A 26,877-nucleotide genomic window follows, 5' to 3' on the forward strand; every position below is an offset into this window, starting at 1 on the left:
TTCTTCTCCTCCTACAGCCAGGCCGGGACCAGCGTGGCCAGGCGTGCGAACAGGTTGGTGATCATGAGGAAGCCCATAACAATGAGCAGAGTGCCGGCGAGAAGCTCCACCAGCCTATGGTTACGACGGAAGAATCCGAAGCGTTTGTGAAGGTCAACCGCGCCGATGGCCACGGCCACGATCGGAAGCCCCAAGCCAAGGCAAAAAACTGCCATCATGAGGGCACCTTGCCATGCCGTCTCGCTTTGGACAGCAAGGGCAAGGATGCCGCCAAGGATCGGGCCAATGCACGGGGTCCAGCCCGCACCAAAAACCACGCCCATGAGAGCTGAGCGGGCCGTGCCGTTGCGAATCGCCGCCGGCCCCTTGAGGTCCCCACGGATCAGCTGGTCGAGTACGGGAATTGAGATAAGGCGAGCCATGTGCAGGCCCATAACAATGAGGATCGCGCCGCCGCCGATCCGAAGGACGTTCGAGTACTGTCCGAGGACGTTCCCTACCGCCGCGATGGACAGCCAGATCGTCATAAAAATGACCGAGAACCCCACCATGAACGCTACGGCGTGCCATCCGGCGCGGCTGCGTGAGACCTCGCCCGGATCTCCCCCAACGATCTGGCCGACGAAGACCGGCACGACCGGGAGGAAACACGGTGAGGCGAAGGCGATGATCCCAGCCGCGAAGGCAAGGAGGACACTAATCTCCATTAGTCTCGGCGCTCTCGCGGTACTTCATGATGTCGGCGGCCATGTCGGAGTCGGGCGCCAGTTCGAGGACCTTGTCCCACACGCGCGTCAGCTCAGCCTCGTCGACGGGCTCCTCCATGAGATAAACAAATCCAAGGTTGAACCACGGCTCGGCCTTCGTCGGGTCGAGTTCAGTGGCCTTCATCCAGCTCTCCTTCGCGCCTTCGAAGTTGTTGAGCGAGTACTTGCACACGCCAGCCATGAGGTGGCTTTCCATATCATCGGGGGCGACTTCGATCGCTTTGTTGAGGGCATCGAGCGCGTTCTGGTACTGACGGGCGTCCACGTAGGTCTTGCCCAGCTCCTTGAGGGTATCCACATCCTGCGGATTATCCTCGATCTTCTGGTTAAGCTCGGCGACCTTTTCTTCATCAAGGGTCGCCATCTGGCCCATGTCCATCTGGGAAATATCCGGGTGATTCGCGGGAAGGGTCGGGTTGTCACTCGCCGACGGGCCCAGCCCGGCCTGCCGAACAATGATCACGACGGCGATCGCCAGCAGAACCGTCAACACGAACGTGAGCTTGTTGATTGTCTTCTTCTCTCCCGTAGCCGGCGGGGTCCCTGGCCGGGAGGTAGGCGCCGCCTTGGCCCGAACCGGCTTGGGCGGGGAATCACTTCCGTCGTCCTCCTCGTACGTGTCGATATCGACCACGTCGGCATCGACGACGTCGGGATCGCCCGTCTCTTCGTGGGGGAGATCGTCCTTGGGACCTGATGGCGGCATGCTCACTCTTCTCAATGGTGTGGTGCGGCGCCCCGGGACGCCGCACCACTATCGGGGCCTTCGGCTACTGGTTCTTTACTTGGGGCCGGGCCGGTCGACCGGCTTGATGTCATAGCTATCCGGGGTGCGCTGGATGTCAACGTCGACACCCCTGAGTGCTAGCTGGCCGGCGCGGGCGTAGTCGGTAGCGGCGTTGAGCACCGCCAGTGAATACCCTGGCGCATGGAACCCTCGAGAGTTCTCGGAGACGGAGTAGTCAACCATGAACTGCGCCTTGCGCTGGAAGTCATAGGCCTTTTCCAAGGTGGCCTGATCAACGGATCCCTTCATCTGCTCCAGGTCATCAAGCAGGCCCTGCACGGCAGTGAAGGCAACATCCTTAGCATCGCCCCATCGGTTCTGGATTGTCTCAACACGGCCACGCATCTCGTCTTCGGAAGAGTGGTGGCAGGTCAGGCACGCCGCGTTGATGGAGGCGTTGTCTAGCATCGGCGAGCGCACCTGGTGATCGCTGATCTTCGCGGCGCCGTCACGCTTGTAGGGCATATGGCAGTCCGCGCAGGTCACGCCGTTGTCGGCGTGGATGCCCTGCGACCAGGTTTCGAAGTCCGGGTGCTGAGCCTTAATGACTTTGGCTCCCGTCGTGGCATGTTCGAAGTCGGAGAAGCCGGCCTCGTCGTAGTACGCGATGGCGTCATCGACGGTCAGACCCTTCGTCCAGGGGAAGGTGAGGGTCTTCCCCTCGCCCTTGAAGTAGTACTCCACATGGCATTGTCCACACACGAAGCTCCGCATTTCCTGGTTGGTGGCATCTCGGTTGACGTCGTAATCCTCGATGCCCTCCAACGCCTTGACTGCGCGGATGCCTTCAATGAACGCGGGGCGGGTGACACGCAGCTTCATGGTCGCCGGATCGTGACAGTCGATACAGCCAATCGGGCCACCCGCGTGTTGCACGACCTCCGAGTAGGGAAGCTTGTTCATCTGTGCCCAGCCATCTGCCGGATCGTCAGGATTAAGGGCGTTGACGACCTCCGGGACCGAGGAATGGCAGTTAAGGCAGGCGCCGGGCTGGTTGAAGTCAGTCATGCGCTTGACGTACTTCTGGTCGTCGAGCATGTAGGCGTGTCCGCGCGGCTCGTTGTACTCGACCGAGAAGGCATAGCCCTTCCAGATGGACACAAGACGCGGTTCGATGGCGAGCTTGGAACGCGTCTTAAATTCGCGTGTGTCTTCGGGGACGGACGGATCGGTGTTGGCTACCTTATTGTTCGGATCCATCTCCGACGTCGCCATATAGCCCTCGTATTGCTTGGGCCAGTTTTCTCCCCACACTGCGGGATCAAACGTGGTGTCGGTAATCTCCGCCACGGGCGACCACGGGTGGGCAGCCTCTTGCTTCTTGTCCATAATGTCCATGAACAGCCACGTGATGAACGCGGCGGCAAGGGCTACCACGACGAGGACGACGACGGCGGGCCACGTCTTCTTCGTCGCGGTCGATGCGCCAGCACCATCGGGGGGAACTACTTCGAATTCCTCGTTACTCACTATTCTCACCTCGCGTGTCCAACGCCGTCGTGACACTTGACGCACGACATTTCTTCATTTCTTTCGAGGAAGCCGTGGTTAACCTGGTCCACAAGATCCGCATGGCAATAGCGGCAGGCGTGTTCCACGACTTCTTGATTGTGTGGGCGAATCTTGATGTTCTCAGGGTAGTTACCCACGGTGAACTTCAAGGAGTGCATGAAGCCGTTTTCGGCCTTGTTGATGTACTTGGCAACGAGATTCTCATGCGGAGCATGACAGTCGTTGCACGTGGCAACGTTGGCGTGACTTCCTCGCACATACGCGTTGTACTGTTCGTTCATCGCGTGGCACGAATTGCATGTCTGGGGGTCGTTGCCAAAATAGTTGGTGAAGCCGGCAGCCTGGAGCGTCATCGCCCCCACGCCAATGACCGCACCGACGAGGGCGGCGAGGACGATGCCCTTCCAGCCCGAAAATGTGGAGACGAAAGCTCGCCAGGTGCGCCTCAGCCACCCGGGTTGCTGTTTTTGCCGTGTGCCCATGCCTCGCCTCCATTTCCTTAACACCATCGTATGATGTTTGATGTCAGGAGAACTAGAATTATTCACAACAACTACGGGACACTTTGTCTTGTAAAACGAGTTGTGGAGCTTTTTGGGACACTAGTCCCACGATTGTTCGCTAACACGATTGAATCTGGAAGTACCAATGAGAACCCCGGTCCTCGACCTCGCAAACTTGCCCTGGTCCCCCACCGCAATCAAGCACGCCATCTTTGACATCGACGGCACGCTCACGGACGAGCACTCCGTGACCTCCGAAGCCACCATCGCAGCGTTGCGCGCGTTGGACGACGCGGGCGTGCCCATCACGCTGGCGACGGGGCGGCTACTCAACGGCGGGGCGAACCTCGTGCGCCGGGCGGGCATCTACGCCTGGGTCATTGCCGCCGGCGGCGGTGTGGTGTGGAACGGGAAGGATATCGTCGCGGCGCATTACATGGACACGGACCTGGTCGACCAGATCACGGACTTTGCCCACGACCACGATCTGGTCCCGTTCTACTTTGACGAGTCGGAGATGTACACCGACCGAGCCGCGATGGCGGCGACCGGCATGCTACAGGTCAACGAGAACGCCTCCGAGGGCAAACCCATCCTCGACCTTGACCAGTTCGACCCCACCCGCACCACCAAGATCTCGTTCGCGGCCGCCAACGCGGAGGAGATCGACGCGGTGCTGGAGCCGATCCGGGCGCGCTTCCCGGGCGCCGTGCGCTCTCACGCGAATTTCCTCGACATCCCGGCCACCGGCACCACCAAGTGGGAGGGCATCGAACGTGCGCTCGGCGTGCGCGGACTGCGCGCCGAGGATGCCCTCGGCGTGGGGGATTCCGAGAACGACGTCGCCTGGCTCGGCCACGTCGGCTACCCGGTGGCCGCACCTATCTCGGACCCTGCGGTGCTCGAGACGTGCAAGTGGCGTCTGCCCCAGGTCGACGACGCCGTCGCCAAGCTGATCCGCGCCGAGCTCGCCCGCAAGGCGGGCTCTCAGGGCGCGCCCGACGCTAAGGACTAAGCGCCCCGGTGCTATTGCTCCAAGAAGTGATCCCAGCCGCCTAGGCCGGCCACCTCTCGGTTGCCCACGCTCACGCGGCCGCCGTTGGCGGCGCCCCTGACCTCGCCCACGTCGATAAAACCCTCCGGGAGCGCCACCCCCGGGCGGATGGTGGCAATGAACCCGTGGTCCTCCCCGCCGGTGAGGAGCCATTCGCGCCGGTCGGCGTGTAGCCGACCGGCGGCCCGCCCCAGCGGCCCCAGCTTCTTTTCGAGGGAGCGCGGCTCGAAGTCGATCCACACCCCCGAGGCCTTGGCCATGCGCCGCGCGTCGCGGACGAGGCCATCGGAGACGTCCATCATCGCAGTGATGCCGCCGCTTTGCGCCGCGGCTAGCGCCTGGCGGAGCGGCGGCTTAGGCCGCTTGAAGTCGTCGACCAAACCGGCCATCGCCTCGTCGATCGTCGCCCGTGCCTTGAGTAGCGCCAGACCGGCGGCGCCGTGGCCGAGGTTGCCGGCGTGAATGACGCGGTCTCCTACCTGCGCACCGGAGCGCAGCAGGGCCGCTCGCCCCTCCATGTCGCCGAGCACGCTCACGCCGATCACGATCGCCTCGGACCCGACGAGGTCTCCCCCGTCGACGCCAACCCCAAGAGGCGCACACGCCTGCGCCAGCCCACGAGCGAAGTCTTCTACCCACGCCACCTCGAGAGCCCCGGGGAGCCCGAGGCTGATCACGAGCGTGCGGGGGCGCGCGCCCATGGCGACGGCGTCGGCAAGGTTCTGCACGGCGGCACGGAAGCCGACGTCGGCGCCGCTCGACCAGTCCCGGCGGAAGTGATGGCCCTCGACGAGCATGTCGGTGGAGATGGCGGCGTCCCCACCCATCATCAGGACCGCGCAATCGTCCCCCGAAGGCACCGCTACCCCTTCGCCGCGAGGCAGAAGGGGTAGGAGGCGGGCGATAAGATCGTCCTCGGTCGTCTGCGAGATGAGCATGTGCTCAGACTAGCAAACGGCCACCGCGTTCTTACTTGTTGTTCTCGACGAACTGGGCAAACGCGCCAATGAAGTTCGCGAGAATCTCGCGGGTGGCCTCATTCGTGATCGCGCCGTCTTCGAGCTGGCCAGTGCGGGTGGCGTCGATGTAGGCCTCCGGCTGGGTCATGAGCTTGGGATTGAAGAAGAGGAGGGTGCTGCGCAGGTGCGCCTGGGCGAGCGAGGTTCCGATGCCCGACGCCGAGGTGCCAGCGATCGCGATGGGCTTGCCGGCGAGGTCCCACTGGCCGACAGGGCGCGAGGTCCACTCGATGGCGTTGTGGAGCAGGGCGGAGAACATCCGGTTGTGCTCGGGGGTGATGAGCAGGACGCCGTCGGCGGAGGCGATGAGTTCCTTGAACTTCACGGCGGTCTCGGGGTAGTTGCCGTCGAGGTCGCGGTTGTAGAAGGGCAGGTTCGTGATCTCGGCCTCGACCATCTCGACGCCCTCGGGGGCGAGCTCCACGATCGCCTCAGCGAGCTTGCGGTTGATGGAGGTCTCAGACGGAGAACCGACCAGGTAAACAATCTTCATTTTTAGCCTTTCGCCAGTATGTATTTTTCGCGAGGACTCGCGATCTGATTTAAGGCTAAACAGCATTAGTGGAATCTTCAACTATATCGGCGGTGTGCTATGTCACTGTGCAAAACGCGCGCCTAACCCCGCATCACGACGCCGTTCGCCCGGCTAACGTAGCCCACGCGGCCGCTCAAGCGCGAGCGCCACCAGCTCATCCACCAGCTCCCCATAGGGGATACCGGCCTCGCCCCACAGCGCCGGGTACATCGAGAACGGGGTAAAACCGGGCATCGTGTTGATCTCGTTGATGATCGGTTCACCTCCAGCGATGAAGAAGTCCACCCGCGTGAGCCCCTCGCATCCGAAAGCACTAAAAGCCTGCACGGCCAACTCCCGCACGCGCGCCGTCGTCGCCTCGTCGATCTTTGCGGGGATCGACATCGTCAGGCCCGACGTGGAAACGTACTTCGAGTCGAAGTCGTAGAAGCCACCGGCCGGCGCCTCCAAAACCACCTCCCCAAGAACCGAGGCCTTGGCCGGCTCGTCCCCACGCCCGCCGAGCACCGCGCATTCGACCTCGCGCCCTGAAATCCCCTGCTCGATCACGACCTTCGGGTCGTGCTCCTGGGCCGCCTCCACCGCGGTGCCAATCCCGTCCAGGCTCGCCACCTTGGAGATCCCCAGCGACGAACCGGCGCGTGCCGGCTTGACGTAGACCGGGAACTCTAGCTGCGCGACCTCAGCCAAGACCTGCTCGCGGTCCGCTCGCCACCGATGGGGGCTGACCGCCAGGTACGGGCCAACCGGCAGGCCGGCAGAGGTCAGCACTTGCTTCATGAAGTCCTTGTCCATCCCCGCAGCTGACGCCAACACGCCGCAGCCCACGTACGGGATACCCGCCATCTCGAGCAGACCTTGGATCGTGCCGTCCTCACCGAAAGGCCCGTGCAAGACCGGGAAGACGACGTCGACGCCGCCCAGCTCGCGCACGTGACCGCCGCTGATCTCGAGTAACGACTGGCTGCCGTCTCCCGGCGGGATGACGATGCGCCTGTCGGAGGGGCCCACCTCGGTCAGGCCGCGGGAGATGTCCAGCGCGTCGGGGTCGGTCTCCCCCGGCACCCACGTGCCGTCTCGGCGAATGCCAATGCTGACGACGTCGTAGCGGGCCGGATCCAGCGCCCCCATGATCGCGCCCGCAGTCACGCACGAAATCGAATGCTCCCCGGATACTCCGCCGTAAATCAAGGCGATACGAATCTTCTTCACCTATCCAGCCTACCCGAGGCTGCTAAAAGTGTCGGAGAGCCACGGTAGTCTGTTGGGCAACACCAAGGAGGAATCGTGAAGGCACACCTTATCGCTGCGGCCGCCCTACTGACGCTCGCCGCCTGCAGTCAGCCACCCGCCCCGGAAAACAGCGCCTCGCCCACGCCAGAAGCGAGTACGACGGCGTCGCAATCCCCCACCGCAACCGCGCCGGCACCCGCCACAGATACATCCCACACTGCCGAACCCGGCGGGGGCGAAGAGCAAAGCAGCACGCTTGAGCGCGCCGCGCCGGCCGGCTCCTACACCGCACCGGATCAGTCCTCGCAGTCTTCCACCTGGCCCGACACCTCGGCTCAGGCCCTGCCCTACGCCGTCAACTACGGCTACAACTACGTGGACGTCGTCTATTCATGGGACGGCACGGGCGAGCTGAGCTGGTACACGCCCGGCTGGGCGGATGAGGCCTTCGAGGAGGGCTCGGGCCTGCCCATCGATGTCCACTCGAACAACGTGCTCCAGATCCACGTGGGCGGCCTGCGCCTACCGGAGCCGGACGAGTACGACTCCAGCGCGTTCACCCTCAGCCAGACCCTTACCGAAGGGATGACCAGGATCGCGGTCTCCGGCGCGTTTGAGGGCCAGCACACGGTCACAATCGGCGCGCGCACGCGCATGCCCTACGCCGTGGAGGTCATGAATCAGCCCAATGCGCAGGGAGGCACCGACGCCGTGTTGCGCGTCTACTTCGAGGAGTAGGCCCCGACCAGCGCAGTGACGCGGCAGGCGGAGCCTGGCGGCGGGCGGCTATTCGACGCGTTCGACGACGGCGCCGACCGCCGCGAGCTTGCGCATGAAGTGCTCATAGCCGCGGTTGATGATGTCGATGCCGGCCACGCGCGATTCTCCCTCGGCCGCGAGCGCAGCGATCAGGTGGGAGAAGCCCCCACGCAGGTCGGGCACCTCGATGTCGGCGGCGTGTAGCTTGGTCGGGCCCTGGATAACGGCGGAATGGTAGTAGTTCTCCTGGCCAAACCGGCAGCCCTTGGAACCGAGGCACTCGCGATAGACCTGGATCTTCGCACCCATCTGGTTGAGCGCCTTGGTGAACCCAAAGCGGTTCTCGTAGACGGTTTCGTGGACGATGGACACGCCCTCGGCCTGGGTCAGGGCCACCACCATGGGCTGCTGCCAGTCGGTCATGAAGCCGGGATGGACGTCGGTTTCTAGCGGGATGGACTTCAACGGGGTGCCGGGGTGCCAGAAGCGGATGCCGTAATCGAGTACGTCAAACTTGCCACCCACTTTCCGAAACACGTTGAGGAAGTTCATCATGGACTCCTGCTCGGCGCCGCGAACGGTAATGTCGCCGCCGGTGGCGAGCGCCGCGCACGCCCATGAGCCGGCCTCGATGCGGTCGGGCAGGGCGGTGTGAACGTAGCCGTGCAGCTCCTCCACGCCCTCGATGTGGATGGTGCGGTCGGTGTCCACGGTGATGAGCGCGCCCATCTTCTGCAGGATCGCGATGAGGTCCATGATTTCGGGCTCGACGGCGGCGCCGCGCAACTCCGTGATACCGCGAGCGCACACGGCCGCAAGCAGGGTCTGCTCGGTGGCGCCCACGGACGGGTAGGGCAGGTGCACTTTGCGGGCCCGGAGCCCGGAGCGGGCAACGAGGTGTAGGCCAAGCTCCTGGGCGTCGCGGGTGGCGCCGAAGTCCTCGAGAACCTTGAGGTGGAAGTCGACCGGGCGGTCACCGATGTGGCAACCGCCGAGGTCAGGAATGAACGCCTCGCCCAGGCGATGCAGGAGCGGGCCGCAGAAGAGGATCGGGATACGGGAAGAGCCGGCGAGCTGGTCAACCTCCGCCGGATCCGGTAGGTGAAGCTTGCCGGGGGTGATCTTGAGGATGCCCTCGTCTTGGTTGTAGTCGATCTCGGCGCCGTGCAGGCGCAACAGCTCGGAGACGACGTCGACGTCCCGGATCAGCGGCACGTTGCGCAACACGGACGTCTCCTCCGTCAGTAGCGCGGCCACCATCGCTTTCGATACGAGGTTCTTCGCCCCGCGCACATGGATCTCGCCACGCAGAGGGTGTCCGCCCCGGACGCTCAAAACTCCCACCATCACTGTCCTTCCCTGTGTGGTGCCATCATAGCCACTACCGGGAACAATTCCTGTGATCTAGCGTCCACGGGGAGTTCGCCGGGTGATGAATGCCGTGGCGGGGCGGGGATGGTGTGATGATAGGTGTATGGAAATCAATGGGCTTTCATTCGGCGAACTGCTCGGTATCACCGGCCTGCAGGCGCTCGCGGTGGTGGTGGGGACGGTGGCGATGTACGCCTTCCTACTCCTCATCCTGCGTGTGATCGGCCAGCGGGTAAGCGCGCGTCTGTCCACGCACGACATGGCGGCGATCATCATCGTCGGCGCGATTGCCGGCCGCTCCACGCTCGGCCACACCCCCACGCTCGCGGGCGGCGCGATCGCGCTGGTCACGCTCTTCCTCATGCGTTCGGTGCTCGGGCGGATGCGGCACAACCCGCACGGTGACTCGCTTATCAACAACCCGCCCATCGTCGTCATGGCCCGCACCGACATTTTTCCCGATAGCCTCCACCACGCGCGCGTGACCGAGGCCGAGCTGTGGATGGCGCTACGTCAGGCCGGGGTGCGCAACGACGACGAGATCGCCGCCGTCGTCTTCGAACCTAACGGGCAGTTCTCCGTGCTGCGCACGGGTGTGCCAATCGACCCGCGAATCCTCGAGCACGTCGATGGCGCCGATCGCATCCCGCGCGAATACATCGGCGACAAGCACTTCGGCGATCTCGACGGGCAGGGCGGCTAGCACGGGGGCGCCGCCCGAGGGGCGGCGCCAACCGGGCCTTAGCTCAATTAGCTCAGTGGGGCATCCCCGCCGACGGGCCGAGCGGCCTTGACCTCGAACTTCGCCTCGGTCTTGGCGGGCAGGGTGCGCGGCTTCCAGCTGGGGCGCGTAGCCTCGAAGGCGGTGATGAGCTCCTCCTCGCGCAGGGTCAGGCCGATGTCGTCCAGGCCCTCCATGAGCATCCAACGGGTGTAGTCGTCGATGTCGAACCGGCAGGTAAATCCACCCGCAACCACCTGTCGGTTCTCCAGATCAACCGTGACCTCCGTGCCCGGCTCGGTTTCGAGGATCTTCCACAGCTGCTCGATGTCTTCCTGGGCGACGACGCCGGCAACCAACCCCTGCTTGCCCGCGTTCCCGCGGAAGATATCCGCAAAGCTCGGGGCAAGGACGGCCCGGAAGCCATAGTCCTTCAGCGCCCACACCGCATGCTCACGTGAGGAACCGGTGCCGAAGTCGGGACCGGCCACCAGCACCGAGCCGCGTCGATACGCCTCCTGGTTGAGGACAAACTCGGGGTCCTTGCGCCAGGCGTAAAACAGTGCGTCGTCGAAGCCCGTGCGTGCCACACGCTTGAGGAAGACGGCCGGGATGATCTGATCTGTGTCCACATTCGAGCGGCGCAGCGGCACCCCCACGCCCGTGTGCGTGATGAACTTGTCCATTTACTTCCCCGCTTCCATGAGGTCTGCCGGCGTGGCGAAGTGCCCCGCGATCGCCGTCGCCGCCGCGACCAGCGGCGAGACGAGGTGGGTTCGCCCACCCTTGCCTTGACGGCCTTCAAAGTTCCGGTTCGACGTCGACGCCGCCCTCTCCCCCGGCGCCAGCTGGTCCGGGTTCATGCCCAGGCACATGGAGCAGCCGGCGTTGCGCCACTCGGCACCAAAGTCGAGGAAGACCTTGTCCAGGCCCTCGCGTTCGGCCTGAAGGCGAACGCGCGCAGATCCGGGGACCACGAGCACGCGGACGCCGTCGTGCTTCTTCTTGCCCTGGATGACTCCGGCAACCGCGCGCAGATCCTCTATACGGCCGTTCGTGCACGAGCCGATGAATACCGTGTCAACCGCGATGTCGCGGATCGGCTTGCCGGGCTCGAGGCCCATGTATTCGAGGGCGCGTTCGGCGGCGGTGCGCTGAGTTTCGTCGGCCATGTCGGCCGGGTCGGGTACGCCGGCTGAGATCGGCACGCCCTGGCCGGGGTTGGTTCCCCAGGTCACATACGGTTCGAGGTCGTCGGCGTCGAGGTCGACCTCGGCGTCAAAGACGGCGTCGTCGTCGGACTTGAGCGTGCGCCAGTAGGCCAGCGCGGCGTCCCAGTCCTCGCCCTCGGGGGCGTGGGGGCGGCCCTTGATGTAGGCGAACGTCGTCTCGTCGGGGGCGATCATGCCCGCGCGTGCGCCGGCCTCGATCGACATGTTGCAGATCGTCATGCGCGCCTCCATGGACAGCGCGCGGATTGCCTCGCCGCGGTACTCCAGCACGTATCCGGCGCCGCCGTTGGTGCCGATCTTGGCGATGATGGCGAGGATGATGTCCTTGGCGGTGGTTCCCGGCTTGAGGGCGCCGTGGACGTTAATCGCCATGGTCTTGAACGGGGCGACGGGCAGGGTCTGGGTGGCGAGCACGTGCTCGACCTGCGAGGTGCCGATTCCGAATGCGAGCGCACCGAAGGCGCCGTGGGTGGAGGTGTGGGAGTCGCCACAGACGATCGTCATGCCGGGCTGGGTGATGCCCAGCTGTGGGCCGACGACGTGGACGATGCCCTGATCGGCGTCGCCTAGGGAGTGCAGACGGATGCCGAACTCTTCCGCATTCTTGCGCAACGTGTCAATCTGGGTGCGCGAGGTGGGGTCGGCGATCGGCAGGTCGATGTCGAGAGTGGGGGTGTTGTGGTCTTCCGTGGCGATCGTTAGATCGGGCCGGCGAACCTTCCTTCCCGCTAGGCGCAGGCCCTCGAATGCTTGCGGGCTCGTGACCTCGTGGCACAGCTGGAGGTCGATGTACAACAGGTCAGGGGCGCCATTCTCCCCGCGTTTGACGATGTGGTCTTGCCACACCTTTTCAGCCAAAGTTCCGCTCATGCCTTCACTTTAAGGGGCTGTCACCCACGATCACTTGCATCTCACCCTGTGAGATGGGAAGATCATTGCATGGACAAGCAAAACGGAAGCGGCGTCGGCGTTCTCGACAAGGCCACGCTTGTACTTAACGCGCTCGAATCTGGCCCACTGACCCTGGCTCAGCTGGTGCAAGCCACACACCTCGCACGCCCGACAGCCCACCGGCTCGCCGTGGCTCTAGAATATCACCGCTTTGTTGCCCGCGACATGCAAGGACGCTTTACCCTCGGCCTGCGCCTGTCCGAGCTCGCCTCGGCAGCCGGTGAGGACCGGCTGCTCGCCGCGGCCAACCCCGTCCTGACCGCACTACGCGATCACACCGGCGAGTCCGCCCAGCTCTACCGCCGCCAAAACGACGTGCGCGTGTGCGTGGCCGCCGCCGACCGCTCGATGGGCCTGCGCGATTCGATCCCCGTAGGGGCCACCCTGTCCATGCTCGCCGGCTCGGGCGCGCAAGTGCTACTCGCCTGGGAGGAGCCGGACAAGCTCCACCGCGGCCTGCACGGCGCCGAGTTCACCGCCACCGTTCTGTCCGCCGTGCGGCGCCGCGGCTGGGCCCAGTCCATCGGCGAGCGCGAGCCGGGAGTGGCCTCGATTTCGGCGCCAGTGCGCGGACCGTCCGGGCGCGTCATCGCGGCCGTGTCGATCTCCGGGCCCGTCGAGCGCATGGGCCGCCAGCCCGGGCGCCACCACGCCGCCGCCGTCGTCACCGCCGCAAATCGGCTCACCGAAGTACTCAAGCGCTCCGAGTTCTAGCCAGCCATGCGTAAGACCCTCCTCGTCACCAACGACTTCCCACCGCGCGCCGGCGGCATTCAAACCTTCCTCGAAGGCTTCGTCGGCCAACTCGACCCGGACCAGCTCCTCGTCTACGCCTCCACTCCCCCGGACGCCGACGCAGTGGCGGGTCCGACGCTCGCCGCGCAATACGACGCCAAGCAGCCCTACGACGTCGTGCGCTACCCCGGCACCATGATGCTGCCCACGCCAACCGTGCGCCGTCAGATGCAGCAACTGATCCGCGAGCACGACGTGAAGAACGTGTGGTTCGGGGCCGCAGCACCGCTGGGCGTCATGGCGAGCGCCGCCCACGCCGCCGGCGCCGACCGCGTCATCTCCACCACGCACGGCCACGAGATCGGCTGGTCAATGATCCCGGGCGCCCGGCAGATCCTGCGCAAGGTCTTCCGCGACGCCGACCTCGTCACCTACCTGACCGAGGCTACGCTCGCCCGACTCAAGCCCTTCATCGGTGACACGCCTATCATGCAACTACATGGCGCGATCGACCCCGAAATGTTCGCGTTCAATGCCCGCGCGCGCCGTGAGCTACGCGATCGCTACGGGCTGGGCGAGGCGCCGGTCGTCGTGTGCATCTCGCGGCTTGTGGAACGCAAGGGCCAGGACCGGCTCATCGACGCCTGGCCTGCGGTTGTGGCGCGCCACCCGCAGGCCAAGCTTGTGATCGTGGGCAAGGGGCCCTACGGGCAGCGGTTGCGGGAGATGGCGCAGTCCTCGCCCGTGTCAGCCTCCATCATTTTCACGGGCGAGGTGCACTACGCCGAGCTCGTGGCCCACTATTCGCTGGGAGACATCTTCGCCATGCCGTGCCGCACACGTGGTGCGGGCCTCGACATCGAGGGACTCGGCATCGTCTACCTGGAGGCCTACGCGGCGGGGCTACCCGTCGTCGCCGGGGATTCCGGCGGGGCGCCCGAGGCGGTGCAAAATGGGCGCACGGGTCTGGTGGTCAACGGCCGCTCCGTCAACGCGATCGTTGCCGCCCTGGACTACCTTCTCGAAGACCCCGAGCGTGCCGCTGCCATGGGCGAGGCCGGCAAACGCTGGGTGGACGACGAGTGGCGCTGGTCCGACGTGGCAAAGCCGCTCATCGAGGCTCTTTCCTGATGGCGAGAATCGGCCTGAGCGCCTCCTCGAACCCCATCTCAGAAAGGCGGGCGCAGCGGCTGGCCGACCTCGTCGGCGTGTTCGAGCGCGCGGGGCATCGCGTGGATGCGAGGTACGTGGAGCGTTTCTCTGGGCACGAGCAGCGAGTCGATGTAGCACCGGGTCAGCGCGGGCGCGTGTGGCGCGTGAACCCGCGCGTGCGCGCTGAGCTGCTCACCGAGCTCTTTGCCGACGCCGCCGTCGACGCCATTTTCGACATCACCGGAGGGGACCTCGCCAACGAGGTCCTCGGGTGGGTGGACTGGAACATCGTGGCGGATAATCCGAAGCCGTTCGCCGGCTACTCGGATCTGAGCGTCGTGGTAAACGCGCTGGTCGCATCCGGTTCTGGCGGCTCCCCGACCGTCAGGGCGGGAGCGGCCGGGACGGGGCGGACGGCGACGCTTTGGAATCCGTGGACCGCGCTCGAGCGCGGCCCTCAGGACGTGGCGCAGATCCTCGCCGGCGGGCGGATCCGGCCGGCGTGCGACCATGAACTGCCCGACCTGCCGATCATCGGAGGCAACGTGCGCTGCCTCGCCAAACTCGGCGGGACACGCTGGTGGCCTGCCCCTGGCGGAGGACACCTGGTGTTATTGGAGGGCATGGCGACCAGTCTGGAGGCGGTGGCCACCTACGCCGAGCAGCTGCGCCAGCTCGGACTCTTCCGCGGCGCTGCGGGCCTCATCCTCGGCCAATTCACGCACATCGACGCGGCCGGGCAACGCGACGTCGTGACCGCAACGCTCCAGGAAATCACCGGGTTGGAGATCTGGCACGCGCCTGAGATCGGGCACTCGCGCTCCGCGGCGCCCGTCACCATCGGCTAGTGGTCATTAGCGAATGAAAGCGGCCACGCGGTCAAAGTCCTCCTTAGTCGGACGTTTTTGGCCACGAATGGGCTTGCACATGGCTTCGGTGGCCTTGTAAACGACGGAAGGAATCGCGTACAGGCGGCCCGCGATGGTGGCCAGGGACGAGAGCTCGATGGCTCCACGGCTAGGGCGGTCAGTGAGCGCGACGAGGAAGACGGCGTCAGGGTCGATCACGAGCGCCTTGGTCTTGCCGTGCCCCTTAAGCCGCGCTTCGACGACCTGGCCGGTGATGAGCGAGCCCTCGCCGGCGTCGAAGGCAGCGATTTTCGTAGCACCCGTGGCGGGCTTGGCACGGCTGAAGGACTCAAACGTGTCTGGCAGCACGGCGTCGACGAAGAAGTCGATGATGATATCTAACAGCATGCCCATGGGAGTATTCTGACACACCGAAATCACCCGATATCCGACTAATGGTCTACGAAAGCGATGTTGACCGCATCAACGTCGAGCGGCTACTCAGGCATCGGCCGGGTGGTCGGCGACGGTCACGGCATGATGCTCGACGTAACCGGGACGAATCGAGCCTCATCTACGAAATAGAGAAAGATGAGGCTCGATTCGTCCCCTGAAGGGAAGGATTAGCCAACCCATAACACGGCCTAGACCGCCGGCTTGCCAGCCACGCGAACAGTCGCGCCACGCTCGCGAAGTCGGGCGACGACGTCGTCGGGCGTGTCGGAATCGACCACTACACTGTCGAAGTCGGCGGTGTCAGCCACCTGATAGAGCGCCTTGCGTTCGAACTTGGATGCGGTGACCGCCAGGTGCGAGTGAGCCGCGGAGGTCAGCATGAGGGCCTTGTACTCGGCGACCTCCGGGTAGGGGTGGTAAACGACGCCGTCGGAGATTGCCGCCGCGGAGATGAAGGCGTGGTCGGCGCGCATGTGTCGCAAGGCCTTCATGCCCTCGGGCCCGTAGTTGGCGTCGAGGTGGCGGTGATAGCGGCCTCCCAGGGTGACGAGCTCCCAGTCCGGGACCGTACCCGCGAGTTGGATGATCGACCAGTTGTTCGTGATTACGGTCAGCCCGCCGACATCGGTGAAGTGCTTGAGGATTGCATAAACGGTGGACGAATCGTCGCAGACGATGGAGGCGCCGCGAATGATGTAGTCCTTGAACTCGGGAGCCAGGGATTCCTTGGCCGCCTCCTCCTGGGTGAGGCGGTACTTCATGGAGGTCTCGCTCAACGACGTCGCAACCGCGCTCACCACGCCGCGCGAGCGCACGATGACGCGGTCGTTCTCCAGCTCAGACAGGTCACGGTAGATCGTCATGGATGAAGCGTCAACCAGCTTCAGAAGATCCTCCACCCGAACCGTACCGGCGTTGAGCACGTGTTCCGCGAGCAACTGTTGGCGATCGTTCTTGCTGAGTTGTGCCACTGAGGTTCCTTCGTGTCGTCTATTGAACGTTGCTATTGAACGTTGCCATCGTATCGCCGCCCGCCTCAAAGCGGCGAAAGGTGTGCCGGGGAGAGGAACCCGCCACACCTTTCGCCGGCCGCCAGACACGCGTGGCCCGGCGGCGCTCAGAGAGCAGGACGTCAGGGCCGAAGAATGTACTTCGAGCCCTTGCCCTGCGCCATGTCCTCCAGTGATTCGACGAGGGCCTCGAGCGGGCGCACCTCGCTACACAGGGACATGCCGTCGAACTTGCCCGTGGACAGCAGCTCCACCGCGATCTTCACGTAGCGCGGCTGGTGGTGGTAGACGCCCTTGAGCGTGTACTCCTTGTAGTGCATGTCCGAGGAGTTCACTGAGAACGGAGCGCCCTTGGGCGTACCGCCGAAGAGGACGGCGGTGCCACCCGGACGCAGGCAGTGCACGGTCTGCTCCCACACTTGAGGCAGGCCGACCGCCTCGACGGCCACGTCAGCGCCGCGCCCGCCGGGGGTGAGTTCGGTGATCTTCGCGGCGCACTCCTCCGGGCTCTCCAGGCCAGTGAGGTTGACGGTGCGAGCACCGGCCGCCTCAGCCTGCGCGAGCCTGCCCTCGGAGCGGTCGGCGGAGATGACGCTCGCTCCACGCAGCTGGGCGAGCTTGATGAACATCTGTCCGATGGGGCCGGCGCCGTTGACCACAACCGTGTCGCCCAGCGTGATGCCGGACTCGGAGATGCCGTGGACGACGGTCGACAGCGGCTCCAGTGGCGCTGCGGCTTCGAAGGAGAGCGAATCTGGAATCATGTAGGTGTTGCGTTCGACGATCGCTTTGGGGATGACGATCTGCTCGGCGAACGCGCCATTCAAGTATTCAAGGTTCTCACACAGGGACTCCCGCCCGATGGAGCAGGCCCAGCAGTGTCCGCAGGGCGCGGTGTTTGCCGCGACCACGCGGTCGCCCGGGGCGAAGTCGGTCACGCCTTGGCCCACCTCGGTGACGACGCCGGCGAACTCGTGACCGAACCTGGCCGGAAGCGTGGGAAACAGGGTGGGGTGCCCACGGCGGTAGGACTTGAGGTCGGTGCCACAGGTGGCGGCCGCCTTCACCTCGACGGCGACCTCGCCCGGCCCTGGCCTACCCGGCTCGATGTCCTCGAGGCGAAGGTCTCCGGGACCGTAAAACATGTATGCGCGCATGGTTTCTCCTCCTTGTTACGGGCGTGCGGGGAGCACGGCTCGGGCCAACACGTTGGCGTAGTCCGGGTCGTCCTGGTAGACGATCCGTTCGGCTGCATACAGCAGCGGCAGGCGGTCTTTGACGCCGCCCGTCTGCTCGACGAGTCTGATTGCGAGCGGAATGGCGGGCACGCCCTCCACGGTCTGCTCGAGCTCCTCCATCGTCTTCAGCGCCGCCTTTGCGCCCTCGCCGCGGCCAATGCGCACGCCGTAGACCTTGTTGCGCCCGGACAGGCCGGTCACCTCGAGGTCGCCCACGCCCGGCAGGCCGTAGGCGGTGGCATCCTTCGCACCGAGCGCCACAGACAGGATCGACATCTCCCGCACACCCTGGGCGAAGGTGGCCGCCTTGAGATTGTGATGCGGATGGCCAGTCTTTTCCTCCAGCCCGTCCGCGATGCCGAGCATGATGGCGTAGACGTTCTTCATCGGCGCACACAGCTCGACGCCGACCTCGTCGTCGGAGGCTTCGATGGCATAGTGCTCCGAGCGCGCCTGACGGGCATAGGTGAGGGCGACGTCGTAGTCCCGGCAACCAAAGATTGTGGCCGTGGGCTCGTTGGCCGCGCACTCGTTGGCCTTGACCGGGCCCGCGATCGCCACGATCGGCGGCAGCGTGACCCCGGCTTTCGCAGCCATGCGGCGCAAACCCACGGGCAGCAGCTCAATGGTGCCGTCCTCGGCAGGCAGGAAGCCCTTCGTGGTCAGCCACAGCGCCTTGGCCTTCGAGATGCCGTCGAAGGCCAGCTCGGCCACTTTCGGCACGCCCACGGACGCGACCGACATCACGACGACGTCGACCCCGTCCATCGCCTTGGCCAGATCGTCGGAACGGAAGGTGGTGACCTTATCTGAGATGACGACGTCGATACGCGGGTGCGGCTTGCCCGCCTCGATCGCGTCAATGAGGTGGTCGTCGAGCCAGGTTCCCCACAGGTTGACCTGCCAGCCCGCTCGCACGAGCGCGTTGGCCAGACCGGAGCCCATGGCTCCAGCACCGAGGATTGCAATGGATGGCATATCTGTTCCCTTCCTATTCTTCTTCGTTGGACACTTCGGCATCCGGGTAGCGGCGTGCGAACTCATGGAGTTGATCGTTGGTCTCCTTCAGGTCCGCGTACAGGCGCCCCTGGATCTCGCCGAGCTCGGCATAGATCTTGTGGTTTTCCTCGTTGGGCTCGGTGGAGTCGGTGAATTGGGCCATGTGCTTGGCTGCCGTGGCGATGGAGTGATCGCCGAAGACGCCGGTGGCGGACATGGCGACGATGCCCGCGCCGAGCGCCGAGATCTCGTCTTCCTTGCACGCCGTCATGGGCAGGCCGATGGCGTCGGTCATGATCTGGCGCCATAGCTGGGAGCGCAGGCCGCCGCCCATCGCGCGCACGGTGGTCAGCTTCGTGCCTGTGGCCTCCTGTAGCGCGTTCAGCGAGCGAGCCATCTCCATTGAGATCGCCTCGAGCAGGGAGCGGTACATCGAGCCGCGCCCGTGCGTGCCTCGCCAGCCGACGACGGCGCCGCGGGCGATCGGCTCCCAGTAGGGGCTTTGCACCGCGTTCCAGTAGGGCAGGGTCACGAGGCCGCCGGAGCCGACGGTGCGGGCCGCGGCAGCTTCCTCCAGCTCGGGATCGGGGCCTCCGTTGAGGGCGGGGTTGCCGAACTGCTTACGGAACCAGGTGGTGAGGAACGCGCCGGAGGATTGCAGGACTTCGAGGACGTAGGTGTCCGGGATGCCGCCGGCGAGCGTGCGGAAGACCTCGCCGTACTGGTATTTGTTTGCGGTCACGCCTGCGTTGACCGCCGTGCCCATGTTGAGGTAGGCGACCTCGGGGTCCACCGCCGCGGCGCCGACGCCTGCCGCCTGGCCGTCACCTAGCCCCGAGATGACGGGTAGTTCTTGGGAGATGCCCCAGAACTCGCGCACGTCCTTCTTCACGTACCCGATCACCTCGCCGGGCTTGTAGAGCTTGGCCATCTGGCTGCGCGTGACGCCCGCGATGTCCATGAGCTTGTCGGAGAAGTCGAGCTTTTCGATGTCAAACAGACCCAGGGAGTCTGCGGAGGTGACCGAGGAATTCCACTTGCCGGTCAGGCAGAAGACGAGGTAGCCGTGGACGTCGACGATCTTGTCTGCGCTGGCCCACATCTCGGGCTCGTGTTCCTTGACCCACGCCATTTTGTAGATCGCGGGAGTAACGTCCGCCGGTTTGCCGGAGAGCTGGTGGATCTCGGGGCTGCCGTACCTTTGGATTTGGTCGGCCGCGCGGATGTCGAGCCACAGGATGCCGTTGCGCAGCGGCGTACCGTCCGCGGTGAAGGGTGCGAAAGACTCGCGCTGGTGGGTGATGCCGATGGCCGCGATCCGGCTGCGGTCGGCCATCGACAGGCGGGAGAGTGCCTCCGCGACGGCGGCGTTGGTCGAACTCCACCAGTTCTCGGGGTCGTGCTCGCCGAATCCCTGGTGAGGGGTGCGTAGTGGGATCTCGCGCTTACCGAGCGCGATCACGTTTCCTTCAACATCGACGACGATGGCCTTTGACGACGTCGTGGACGAGTCAACTGCGATGACGAGCGGGCCATCGGCCGCGTTTAACTTGGTCATGGTGTTCTCCTGATTCTCCTTTGAATCCGACCGGCTGGGACAAACCGGCGCTAGTTATCAACACTAACACTCATGAATGATAATTCCACCAAAAAAGAATGTTGAACAAACGTGCAGAACCCGTGTTCTATTGTTAAATTTTCAGCCCCGGCCGTTTGCATTGGCACGGCCGGGGCTGAACTCCCTCAATTCTGTACGCCGACTTGGCGCCCTGTGCGCTTATTCCCGCCCGGGCTGCTTGCCGTAGTTCGCCATGCCGGCCAGGGCCTCGGCGATCTGCGCGTCGTCGAGAAGGGCGATCGGGGCGCCGGTGGCCATCGCTCGCAACTGAATCTCGCAGAGGTATTCGAGGATGGGCAGCAGATCGACAGCCTTCTTCAGGTTCGGGCCGATCGTGATGGCCCCGTGGTTCTTCATGAGTGCCCCCGTGCGCCCCTCCAGAGCAGCGGCGACGTTCTTGGCAAGCTGATCCGTGCCGAACGCCGCGTAGGGCGCCACCCGCACCACACCGCCGAACATGGTCGAATAGTAGTGCGACGGCGGAATCTCATCGACCACCAGACCGAGCGCCGTAGAGGCGTAGGCATGATTGTGAGTGATCGCCTTCGCGTCCGTCGCCCGGTAGACCGCGATGTGGAGGGGAAGCTCCGAAGATGGGTTGAGAACGCCGTCGACGTGGTGGCCGTCCATGTCGTAGACGACGACGTCCTGCGCCGTCATCGTCGCGTAATCGACGCCCGAGGGCGAGATGACCACGTGATCTCCGATCCGGATCGAGACGTTGCCGGCGGTGCCGACCACAAGCTTTTCTTTCACCATGAACAGGCAGGTATCAACGACTTCTTGACGTTCTTTTTCGTACATCATGCTGAGCTCCTTTACCTGACGCCGCGGCGGTGCGGCATCTGTGTCCGTAAATCCGACGATAGTGGACGCAGCTCACGCCCGCGGCCAGCTCGGACGTGGGTGCGGCAGGAAAGCACGTATGAGCAGGGGCTCAGCTGAGTTCGGCAACTGGGCGTAGCGGCGTCGGCGCCCGTAGAATCGTGCCATGACTAATCCATTGCTTTCCCGATCTGCACTCCCCTACAACGTCCCCGACTGGGGCGCCATCAAGCCCGGCCACATCGTGCCCGCTCTCAAGGAGCTCATGGCCGCCGAGCGTGAGGCCTGGGAGCAGATCGCGACGAATGCCGAGCCCGCCACCGTGGCCAACACGGTCGATGCACTCGAGGACGCCGGCCTGCCCCTCGCCCTCGCCCTGAACGCCGCCTACACGCTCATGAGCTCGATCGGCGGCGACGAGCTCGACGCCGTACAGTCCGAGGTGCTGCCCTTGCTGTCGGAGCACGCGAACGCCTTCCGCCTCGACAGGCGCATCTACGACCGCTTCGCCGCCATCGACCGCACCGGCCTCGATCCCGAGACCGTTCGCTACATCACCGAGGAGCTCGATTCCTTCACGCGCTCCGGCATCACACTCGACGACGCCGACAAGGCGCGCCTTCGCGACCTCGACTCGCGCTTGTCTACCCTCGAGGTGGAATTCTCACAGCGCGTGATCAAGGCGATGGACGACAACGCGGCGGTGCTGGGCCCGGACGACGTGGCCGGGGTCGACGACGCACGGCTGGCCGCCGCCCGTCAGGACGACGGCACGTACCGCTTCGCGCTCGACAATTTCACCAATCAGACCCTGCAGGTGGCGCTCGAGAAGCCGGAGGCCCGCGCGGCCGTCCTTCAGGCCTCGCTCAGCCGCGGCCTGGGCGCCCACGCCTCCTCAGACACCCGCGAGCTCGTGCTTCAGATTGCCCGCCTGCGGGCGGAGCGTGCCGAACTGCTCGGCTACCCGCATCACGCGCAGGCCGTGGCCGACGCCGGGATGGCGAAGGACTCACAGGCGATCGTGGACCTGCTGGGATCCGTGGCACCGAAGGCGCTGGCAGCTGTGGAGCGCGACAGGGTCAAGTTGGACGAGCTTGCCGCCGCCGACCGCGTCACTCTCACGGCCTCCGACTACAGCTACTACCAGGAGAAGCTACGCGGCGAGCTCGGGCTCGACGACGAGGCGCTCAAACCCTACCTTGAGCTGAACAACGTGGTGGAAAACGGTATCTTCTTCGCCGCCGGCAAGCTCTACGGCCTGACCTTTAAGCCCCGCCCGGACATCGCGGGCTGGGTGGATTCGTGCAAGACGTGGGAGGTCTTCGACGAGTCCGGGGAGGGCATCGCCCTGTTCCAGGCCGACTATTTCCGGCGCAAGGGCAAGTCGGGTGGGGCGTGGATGAACCCAGCTGTGGACGGCTCGGCACACGACGGTTTGAGGCCGGTCATCCTCAACAACTGTAACTTCCCCGAGCCCGCCGACGGCGAGCCGTGCCTACTGAGCTGGGACAACGTCATCACCGTGTTCCATGAGTTCGGGCATGCCCTCCACGGCATCCTCACCCGCACGACGTACCGCTCGCTGGCCGGAACCGAAGTTCCGCGCGACTTCGTCGAGCTACCCTCCCAGCTGAACGAAATGTGGGCCTATAACCCGCAGGTTATGACCTCTTACGCCCGTCACTACAAGACGGGCGAGCCGCTGCCGGAACAGATGGCGCGCAAGCTCACTGAGGCCGCGACCTTCGGCCAGGCCCTCGACACCACCGAGTTCCTCGCCGCTGCCCTCCTCGATCAGGCGTGGCACCGGCTTCGCCCGGACGAGGTGCCGACCGACGTGGCCGAGTTTGAAGCCTTCGAGGAAGGAGCGTTGCGGCAGATGCACATTTTCCACGAGCTCGTGCCCCCGCGCTACCGCTCCGCCTACTTCGCCCACACCTTCGGCGGCGGCTACGACGCCGGCTACTATTCGTACATGTGGGCTGAGGTGCTGGTTGCTGACCTGGAGAATTGGTTCCGCAACGATGCCGCGATCGAGTCCGACGGCGGGCTGAACCGAGCTGCCGGGCGCAAGCTCGCTTCCGAGTTGCTTTCGCGCGGCAATTCCCGTGATCCCATGGAATCATTTGTGGCCGTGCGCGGACGCAAGCCTCGCGCCGAGGCGCTGCTTGAGCGCCGCGGGCTCGCCTAACCGCAGCTGTTCGCAGGACAGGAGCGTCGCGGGGGCTCGGCGTCGTAAATCGACGGCGGGCCCCCGACGTGGGGTCAATAGACAAAAAATGTGTTTTATGATCGAGTTTTTCGTTGGTGTAATAAGGGAAAGTCAGGGTTCTTAAGGTTGAGACGCTGAAAGTGGTTGCTTCGTTGACATCTGCCCGGTTACGTGCATGGGGTGAGAAGACCAAACCCGCACGCCCGCCGCTGCCCGATTTGTCAGACCGCCACGAAGAAGAACGGCTCAACGAGTGCTGGCCGGCAGCGCTGGAGATGCCCGGCTTGTGGCCACAGCTTCACCAGCACTCATCGGCGCCAGCAACGCGAAAAACAGTTCCGCGAATTCGTTGAATTCATTACCGACACTGAACCCAAACGTCGCCTAACCGGCTCTACTCGGACGTGGGATCGCGATCACGCTTGGTGTTGGGATACCCGCCCGATCTGGGACATCACCGGAGAGGTTCATGACCAGATCTTCATCGACGGGACCTACATCGCTCACGGCTGGTGCGTCTTGGTGGCGGCTACCACTGACGGTGTTATCGCCTACCAGCTATGCGCCAAAGAATCCAAAGCCGCCTACACGGCCTTACTGTCGCGTATCCCTGCTCCGGCCGTGGTCACCACCGACGGGGACCGCGGGGCCCTGGCCGCGATCAAGGCCTGCTGGCCTACCAGCCGCCTGCAACGGTGCCTAGTCCACATCCAGCGCAACATCCGCACCCTGACCACCACCCGCCCCAAGACCGACCAGCACAAGGCCCTATACAAACTGGCCTTGGACCTGACCAAGATCACCACCGCCGACCAAGCCATCGCCTGGCAAAAAGGCCTCGCAGCCTTCCACACCCTCTACGACACCTGGCTGGCCGAACGCACCTACAAGGCCACTGTCGCCCCCTCACAGATCCCGCGCTTTGCCCAGAACAACAAGTCCTGGTGGTATACCCACCACGCCACCAGGCGCCTGGTCAGAGCCTTAGACGGCTACGTCAAGGCCGGGGTGCTCTTTACCTACCTCGACCCCACCACAGGCGCGACAAGCCCCCTGGCCTCAACCACGAACTCCTTAGAAGGCGGGACGAACGCCGTGCTGAAGACCTACCTACGAGCCCACCGCGGCCTATCCGAAGAGCACATGAAGACCGCCCTGGACTACTTCCTCTACACCCGCTCCATCGACCCCCAACCCCTGGCCACGTTCATCAACAACACCCCCGCCACCACCAAGCCCAAACCCGAACCTGAGCCCGACGGGCCAGCCTACATCGACAACGCCATCAACACCCAAGCCCCTTGGGACGACGGCCTGACCATCCACCAAGGCTGGGCAGGACACTAACGACACGCCCGGATAAGACACATTTTTTGTCTATTAACCCGCGGGCCCCCGACGTGCCGGACGCTACGGGTTTCCTTCCGGACCGGGGCTATAGGACAGACAAAAGGCTCCGAGCCAACGCTCGGAGCCAATCTGTACCCCGTACCGGATTTGAACCGGTGTTACCGCCGTGAGAGGGCGACGTCCTAGGCCGCTAGACGAACGGGGCCTTGACGAAAGATCGTCGGGTTTCACTTTACACAACGAGTAGTCAAGAGAAAAACTAGCTCGGCGCGACCTCTATCACATGCATCGTGCGACTGAACTTCACAGTTTAACGGACCGGCTCGTCAGGGCGAGCCCGGCAGATCCGCGCCGGGGAACGCGTCGGCCGACTCAACACGCAAAAGGGGCTGTATCAAAAGCCCTATTGAAAGTGGGAGTCGATTTCAGTTTTTTGGGGTCGACTCCCACTTTTTCACACCCCTCCTGATGGGTGTTTTTCCGCGGAATAGCAACGCTTCCGGGTAAAATGAGGGGTGTAAGGAGGGCGTGATGGACAAGCGTTTCCGACCAGTTTTTCAGCATCAACCCATGCTGCTTCCCCCTGATATTGAACAGCTCATCGACCAAGACGCACTCGTACGAGTCGTTGACGCGATCGTGGACCATATCGATCGTGAACTCATCGATGGTCTCTACCCCGGAGGCGGAGCACCGGCCTACGATCCGGTGATGCTGCTCAAAGTGGTGATGTATTGCTATGCCAGTGGCATCTACTCCTCTCGCCAGATCGCCCAGGCCACAAGGAAGGACCTGCATGCGATGTGGCTTACCGGGTTGCAGCCCATCTCGCATAACACGATCAACCGCTTCCGGTCTTCACGTATTGAACCAGTCTTCGAACAGATCTTTACCCAGGTCGTCCAGCTACTGGCTGATCGAGGCTATATCGACTTATCAACCTATTTCCTTGACGGGACCAAGATCGAGGCCAATGCTAATAAGTTTTCCTTCGTGTGGTCGAAATCCACTGCGCGTTATAAGACGAATTTGCAAACCAAGATCCACGCTCACTTGGCCGCAATTAACCAGCTGGAGGCTGATGAAGAAAGCGGTGGACAGCTTCAGCCTGAGCATATCGATTCAACGGTGTTAAAGGAGGTAGGTCAGCGTATTAGCCAGCGCCTTGCTGATAACCCAAAAGATAAGACCTTAAAGCAAACCAATCGGCTCATCGAAAAGGAATGGGCTCCCAGGCTGGCAAAGTACGAGACCCAGGAAAAGATCGCTGGATCGCGCGGGTCGTATTCGAAGACTGACCCCGATGCTACTTTCATGCGCATGAAAGATGATCACATGGGAAATGGGCAACTCAAAGCTGCTTATAACATCCAAGTGGGTACCAGTGGTCAGTTCATCATTGATGCCACCGTCCATCAACGTCCCGGCGATACCGCGTGCATGATTGACCACTGTGAGCACCTTCAGCAAGCAATGGGTAAGTTACCCCCAATCGTGGTTGCTGACGCCGGCTATGGCTCAGAACAAAACTATGCCTACCTCGAAGAACACAACGTCCTTGCCCTGGTCAAACACAATGAGTTCTACCGCCTGACAAGGAATAAGAAATGGCGTGAAGACCCCTTCAGGATTGCTAATTGGCCCTACGACCAAGCCAGTGATACCTACACCTGTCCCAATAACCAAACCCTGGCCTTCAACCGTGAAAGCACCACCACAACCACCCTTGGCTACCCCTCCACCGCACGCTTTTACCGATGTCGCTCATGTGAAGGCTGCCCGCTTAGAGCCAAATGCATCAGATCAGATAACCCAAAGACCTGCCGTCAAATCAGTATCAACCCATCAGCCCAGGCCTACAAAGACAAAGCCACCAAAGCACTAAGAACCGAAGAAGGAAAAAGGCTAAGAAAGCAACGCTCAACCGACGTAGAAACAGTCTTCGGAGACATCAAACGCGGGTCAATAGACAAAAAATGTGTTTTATGAT

The 26,877-nt window shown here is 63.8% G+C and carries 25 protein-coding genes and 1 tRNA gene; 9 read left to right on the forward strand and 17 right to left on the reverse strand.

The features are described from left to right. Positions 1-11 precede the first annotated feature (11 nt). The 4 genes from J2S45_RS06960 to nrfH all read right to left on the reverse strand — a co-directional run bounded on the left by J2S45_RS06960 (position 12) and on the right by nrfH (position 3,548). The gene (locus J2S45_RS06960; RefSeq protein ID WP_307634951.1) at positions 12-707 is read right to left on the reverse strand and encodes a cytochrome c biogenesis CcdA family protein; all 696 of its coding nucleotides are present in this window, start codon (positions 705-707) and stop codon (positions 12-14) included. Then, the gene (locus J2S45_RS06965; RefSeq protein ID WP_307635437.1) at positions 697-1,473 is read right to left on the reverse strand and encodes a tetratricopeptide repeat protein; all 777 of its coding nucleotides are present in this window, start codon (positions 1,471-1,473) and stop codon (positions 697-699) included. The genes J2S45_RS06960 and J2S45_RS06965 overlap by 11 nt, the downstream gene beginning before the upstream one ends. 75 nt (positions 1,474-1,548) lie before the next feature. Beyond that, positions 1,549-3,024, reverse strand: coding sequence for an ammonia-forming cytochrome c nitrite reductase subunit c552 (locus tag J2S45_RS06970; protein ID WP_307634952.1), 1,476 nt, complete (start codon positions 3,022-3,024; stop codon positions 1,549-1,551). 5 nt (positions 3,025-3,029) lie between these two features. Next, positions 3,030-3,548 carry a cytochrome c nitrite reductase small subunit gene (gene nrfH / locus J2S45_RS06975; protein WP_070446517.1) on the reverse strand — a complete coding sequence of 173 codons (519 nt, stop codon included), beginning with the start codon at positions 3,546-3,548 and terminating at the stop codon, positions 3,030-3,032. Between the two features lie 166 nt (positions 3,549-3,714). Here nrfH and J2S45_RS06980 point away from each other — a divergent pair, with 166 nt between their 5' ends. Continuing rightward, a complete protein-coding gene (locus tag J2S45_RS06980; protein ID WP_307634953.1) occupies positions 3,715-4,584 on the forward strand; it encodes an HAD-IIB family hydrolase in 870 nt (289 codons plus the stop codon). An 11-nt stretch (positions 4,585-4,595) separates the two neighbouring features. Here the strand turns inward: J2S45_RS06980 and thiL are convergent, their stop codons facing one another. From thiL to J2S45_RS06995, 3 genes are all read right to left on the reverse strand, one after another. Further along, positions 4,596-5,561, reverse strand: coding sequence for a thiamine-phosphate kinase (gene thiL, locus J2S45_RS06985; RefSeq protein WP_307634954.1), 966 nt, complete (start codon positions 5,559-5,561; stop codon positions 4,596-4,598). A gap of 31 nt (positions 5,562-5,592) precedes the next feature. Further along, positions 5,593-6,135, reverse strand: coding sequence for an NADPH-dependent FMN reductase (locus tag J2S45_RS06990; protein ID WP_307634955.1), 543 nt, complete (start codon positions 6,133-6,135; stop codon positions 5,593-5,595). Positions 6,136-6,288: 153 nt separating this feature from the next. Then, positions 6,289-7,389 carry a D-alanine--D-alanine ligase family protein gene (locus J2S45_RS06995; protein WP_307634956.1) on the reverse strand — a complete coding sequence of 367 codons (1,101 nt, stop codon included), beginning with the start codon at positions 7,387-7,389 and terminating at the stop codon, positions 6,289-6,291. Positions 7,390-7,464: 75 nt separating this feature from the next. On the opposite strand from J2S45_RS06995, the gene J2S45_RS07000 reads away from it, so the two are divergent. Next, positions 7,465-8,148: an AMIN-like domain-containing (lipo)protein gene (locus J2S45_RS07000; RefSeq protein WP_307634957.1), complete on the forward strand. Its 684-nt coding sequence runs from the start codon at positions 7,465-7,467 to the stop codon at positions 8,146-8,148. A 48-nt stretch (positions 8,149-8,196) separates the two neighbouring features. On the opposite strand, the gene murA is transcribed toward J2S45_RS07000, so the two are convergent. Beyond that, positions 8,197-9,516: a UDP-N-acetylglucosamine 1-carboxyvinyltransferase gene (murA, locus tag J2S45_RS07005; protein ID WP_307635438.1), complete on the reverse strand. Its 1,320-nt coding sequence runs from the start codon at positions 9,514-9,516 to the stop codon at positions 8,197-8,199. Between the two features lie 127 nt (positions 9,517-9,643). Here murA and J2S45_RS07010 point away from each other — a divergent pair, with 127 nt between their 5' ends. Then, complete coding sequence (locus J2S45_RS07010) at positions 9,644-10,243, forward strand: DUF421 domain-containing protein (protein ID WP_307634958.1); 600 nt, start codon at positions 9,644-9,646, stop codon at positions 10,241-10,243. Positions 10,244-10,290: 47 nt separating this feature from the next. Here J2S45_RS07010 and leuD read toward each other — a convergent pair whose 3' ends face one another. Both leuD and leuC read right to left on the reverse strand, forming a co-directional pair. Next, positions 10,291-10,947: a 3-isopropylmalate dehydratase small subunit gene (gene leuD / locus J2S45_RS07015; RefSeq protein ID WP_307634959.1), complete on the reverse strand. Its 657-nt coding sequence runs from the start codon at positions 10,945-10,947 to the stop codon at positions 10,291-10,293. Continuing rightward, positions 10,948-12,363, reverse strand: a complete 1,416-nt coding sequence (leuC, locus tag J2S45_RS07020) for a 3-isopropylmalate dehydratase large subunit (protein WP_270975244.1) — start codon at positions 12,361-12,363, stop codon at positions 10,948-10,950. It abuts the gene before it with no gap. Between the two features lie 69 nt (positions 12,364-12,432). Here leuC and J2S45_RS07025 point away from each other — a divergent pair, with 69 nt between their 5' ends. Genes J2S45_RS07025 through J2S45_RS07035 form a run of 3 tightly spaced genes read left to right on the forward strand, consistent with a single transcriptional unit; the run spans position 12,433 to position 15,179 of the window. Continuing rightward, the gene (locus tag J2S45_RS07025) at positions 12,433-13,158 is read left to right on the forward strand and encodes an IclR family transcriptional regulator (RefSeq protein WP_270975243.1); all 726 of its coding nucleotides are present in this window, start codon (positions 12,433-12,435) and stop codon (positions 13,156-13,158) included. Positions 13,159-13,164: 6 nt separating this feature from the next. Then, a complete protein-coding gene (locus J2S45_RS07030) occupies positions 13,165-14,310 on the forward strand; it encodes a glycosyltransferase family 4 protein (protein ID WP_307634960.1) in 1,146 nt (381 codons plus the stop codon). Then, on the forward strand, positions 14,310-15,179 hold the full coding sequence (locus J2S45_RS07035; RefSeq protein WP_296931503.1) for an LD-carboxypeptidase: 870 nt from the start codon (positions 14,310-14,312) through the stop codon (positions 15,177-15,179). Before J2S45_RS07030 ends, J2S45_RS07035 begins: the two co-directional genes overlap by 1 nt. Positions 15,180-15,185: 6 nt before the next feature. Here J2S45_RS07035 and J2S45_RS07040 read toward each other — a convergent pair whose 3' ends face one another. The 6 genes from J2S45_RS07040 to J2S45_RS07065 form a co-directional block, all read right to left on the reverse strand. Further along, entirely contained in the window at positions 15,186-15,593 is a 408-nt protein-coding gene (locus J2S45_RS07040; protein ID WP_307634961.1) for a hypothetical protein, read from the reverse strand. A gap of 230 nt (positions 15,594-15,823) precedes the next feature. Next, positions 15,824-16,606, reverse strand: a complete 783-nt coding sequence (locus J2S45_RS07045) for a DeoR/GlpR family DNA-binding transcription regulator (protein ID WP_270975239.1) — start codon at positions 16,604-16,606, stop codon at positions 15,824-15,826. A 161-nt stretch (positions 16,607-16,767) separates the two neighbouring features. Beyond that, positions 16,768-17,802, reverse strand: coding sequence for a zinc-dependent alcohol dehydrogenase (locus J2S45_RS07050; RefSeq protein WP_307634962.1), 1,035 nt, complete (start codon positions 17,800-17,802; stop codon positions 16,768-16,770). Positions 17,803-17,817: 15 nt separating this feature from the next. Beyond that, positions 17,818-18,861, reverse strand: coding sequence for an NAD(P)H-dependent glycerol-3-phosphate dehydrogenase (locus tag J2S45_RS07055; protein ID WP_296931505.1), 1,044 nt, complete (start codon positions 18,859-18,861; stop codon positions 17,818-17,820). A gap of 13 nt (positions 18,862-18,874) precedes the next feature. After that, entirely contained in the window at positions 18,875-20,440 is a 1,566-nt protein-coding gene (locus J2S45_RS07060) for a xylulokinase (RefSeq protein ID WP_296931507.1), read from the reverse strand. Positions 20,441-20,659: 219 nt separating this feature from the next. Further along, positions 20,660-21,307 (reverse strand): class II aldolase/adducin family protein, encoded by a 648-nt coding sequence (locus tag J2S45_RS07065; protein WP_307634963.1) that lies wholly within the window; start codon positions 21,305-21,307, stop codon positions 20,660-20,662. A gap of 184 nt (positions 21,308-21,491) precedes the next feature. On the opposite strand from J2S45_RS07065, the gene J2S45_RS07070 reads away from it, so the two are divergent. Together J2S45_RS07070 and J2S45_RS07075 are read left to right on the forward strand one after the other, a co-directional pair. Then, on the forward strand, positions 21,492-23,516 hold the full coding sequence (locus tag J2S45_RS07070; RefSeq protein WP_307634964.1) for a M3 family metallopeptidase: 2,025 nt from the start codon (positions 21,492-21,494) through the stop codon (positions 23,514-23,516). A gap of 201 nt (positions 23,517-23,717) precedes the next feature. Next, positions 23,718-24,884, forward strand: a complete 1,167-nt coding sequence (locus J2S45_RS07075) for an IS1249 family transposase (RefSeq protein ID WP_307634965.1) — start codon at positions 23,718-23,720, stop codon at positions 24,882-24,884. A gap of 135 nt (positions 24,885-25,019) precedes the next feature. Here J2S45_RS07075 and J2S45_RS07080 read toward each other — a convergent pair. Next, positions 25,020-25,092, reverse strand: a tRNA-Glu gene (locus tag J2S45_RS07080). A 326-nt stretch (positions 25,093-25,418) separates the two neighbouring features. On the opposite strand from J2S45_RS07080, the gene J2S45_RS07085 reads away from it, so the two are divergent. Further along, entirely contained in the window at positions 25,419-26,876 is a 1,458-nt protein-coding gene (locus J2S45_RS07085) for an IS1182 family transposase (protein WP_307634966.1), read from the forward strand. Position 26,877 lies beyond the last annotated feature (1 nt).

Origin of the sequence: Trueperella abortisuis (assembly GCF_030811095.1) — a bacterium.
In the GTDB taxonomy this organism is placed as follows: domain Bacteria; phylum Actinomycetota; class Actinomycetes; order Actinomycetales; family Actinomycetaceae; genus Trueperella; species Trueperella abortisuis.

Excerpts from the sequence above, each read along its gene's own strand:
- leuC (WP_270975244.1), bottom strand. The coding sequence starts at position 12,363 with ATGAGCGGAACTTTGGCTGAAAAGGTGTGGCAAGACCACATCGTCAAA.
- J2S45_RS06990 (WP_307634955.1), bottom strand. The coding sequence starts at position 6,135 with ATGAAGATTGTTTACCTGGTCGGTTCTCCGTCTGAGACCTCCATCAAC.
- J2S45_RS06965 (WP_307635437.1), bottom strand. The coding sequence starts at position 1,473 with ATGCCGCCATCAGGTCCCAAGGACGATCTCCCCCACGAAGAGACGGGC.
- J2S45_RS07060 (WP_296931507.1), bottom strand. The coding sequence starts at position 20,440 with ATGACCAAGTTAAACGCGGCCGATGGCCCGCTCGTCATCGCAGTTGAC.
- J2S45_RS07050 (WP_307634962.1), bottom strand. The coding sequence starts at position 17,802 with ATGCGCGCATACATGTTTTACGGTCCCGGAGACCTTCGCCTCGAGGAC.
- murA (WP_307635438.1), bottom strand. The coding sequence starts at position 9,516 with ATGGTGGGAGTTTTGAGCGTCCGGGGCGGACACCCTCTGCGTGGCGAG.
- J2S45_RS07070 (WP_307634964.1), top strand. The coding sequence starts at position 21,492 with ATGACTAATCCATTGCTTTCCCGATCTGCACTCCCCTACAACGTCCCC.
- nrfH (WP_070446517.1), bottom strand. The coding sequence starts at position 3,548 with ATGGGCACACGGCAAAAACAGCAACCCGGGTGGCTGAGGCGCACCTGG.
- J2S45_RS07025 (WP_270975243.1), top strand. The coding sequence starts at position 12,433 with ATGGACAAGCAAAACGGAAGCGGCGTCGGCGTTCTCGACAAGGCCACG.
- thiL (WP_307634954.1), bottom strand. The coding sequence starts at position 5,561 with ATGCTCATCTCGCAGACGACCGAGGACGATCTTATCGCCCGCCTCCTA.
- J2S45_RS07030 (WP_307634960.1), top strand. The coding sequence starts at position 13,165 with ATGCGTAAGACCCTCCTCGTCACCAACGACTTCCCACCGCGCGCCGGC.
- J2S45_RS06960 (WP_307634951.1), bottom strand. The coding sequence starts at position 707 with ATGGAGATTAGTGTCCTCCTTGCCTTCGCGGCTGGGATCATCGCCTTC.
- J2S45_RS07085 (WP_307634966.1), top strand. The coding sequence starts at position 25,419 with ATGGACAAGCGTTTCCGACCAGTTTTTCAGCATCAACCCATGCTGCTT.
- J2S45_RS07040 (WP_307634961.1), bottom strand. The coding sequence starts at position 15,593 with ATGGGCATGCTGTTAGATATCATCATCGACTTCTTCGTCGACGCCGTG.
- J2S45_RS07065 (WP_307634963.1), bottom strand. The coding sequence starts at position 21,307 with ATGATGTACGAAAAAGAACGTCAAGAAGTCGTTGATACCTGCCTGTTC.
- J2S45_RS07055 (WP_296931505.1), bottom strand. The coding sequence starts at position 18,861 with ATGCCATCCATTGCAATCCTCGGTGCTGGAGCCATGGGCTCCGGTCTG.
- J2S45_RS07010 (WP_307634958.1), top strand. The coding sequence starts at position 9,644 with ATGGAAATCAATGGGCTTTCATTCGGCGAACTGCTCGGTATCACCGGC.
- J2S45_RS07035 (WP_296931503.1), top strand. The coding sequence starts at position 14,310 with ATGGCGAGAATCGGCCTGAGCGCCTCCTCGAACCCCATCTCAGAAAGG.
- J2S45_RS06980 (WP_307634953.1), top strand. The coding sequence starts at position 3,715 with ATGAGAACCCCGGTCCTCGACCTCGCAAACTTGCCCTGGTCCCCCACC.
- leuD (WP_307634959.1), bottom strand. The coding sequence starts at position 10,947 with ATGGACAAGTTCATCACGCACACGGGCGTGGGGGTGCCGCTGCGCCGC.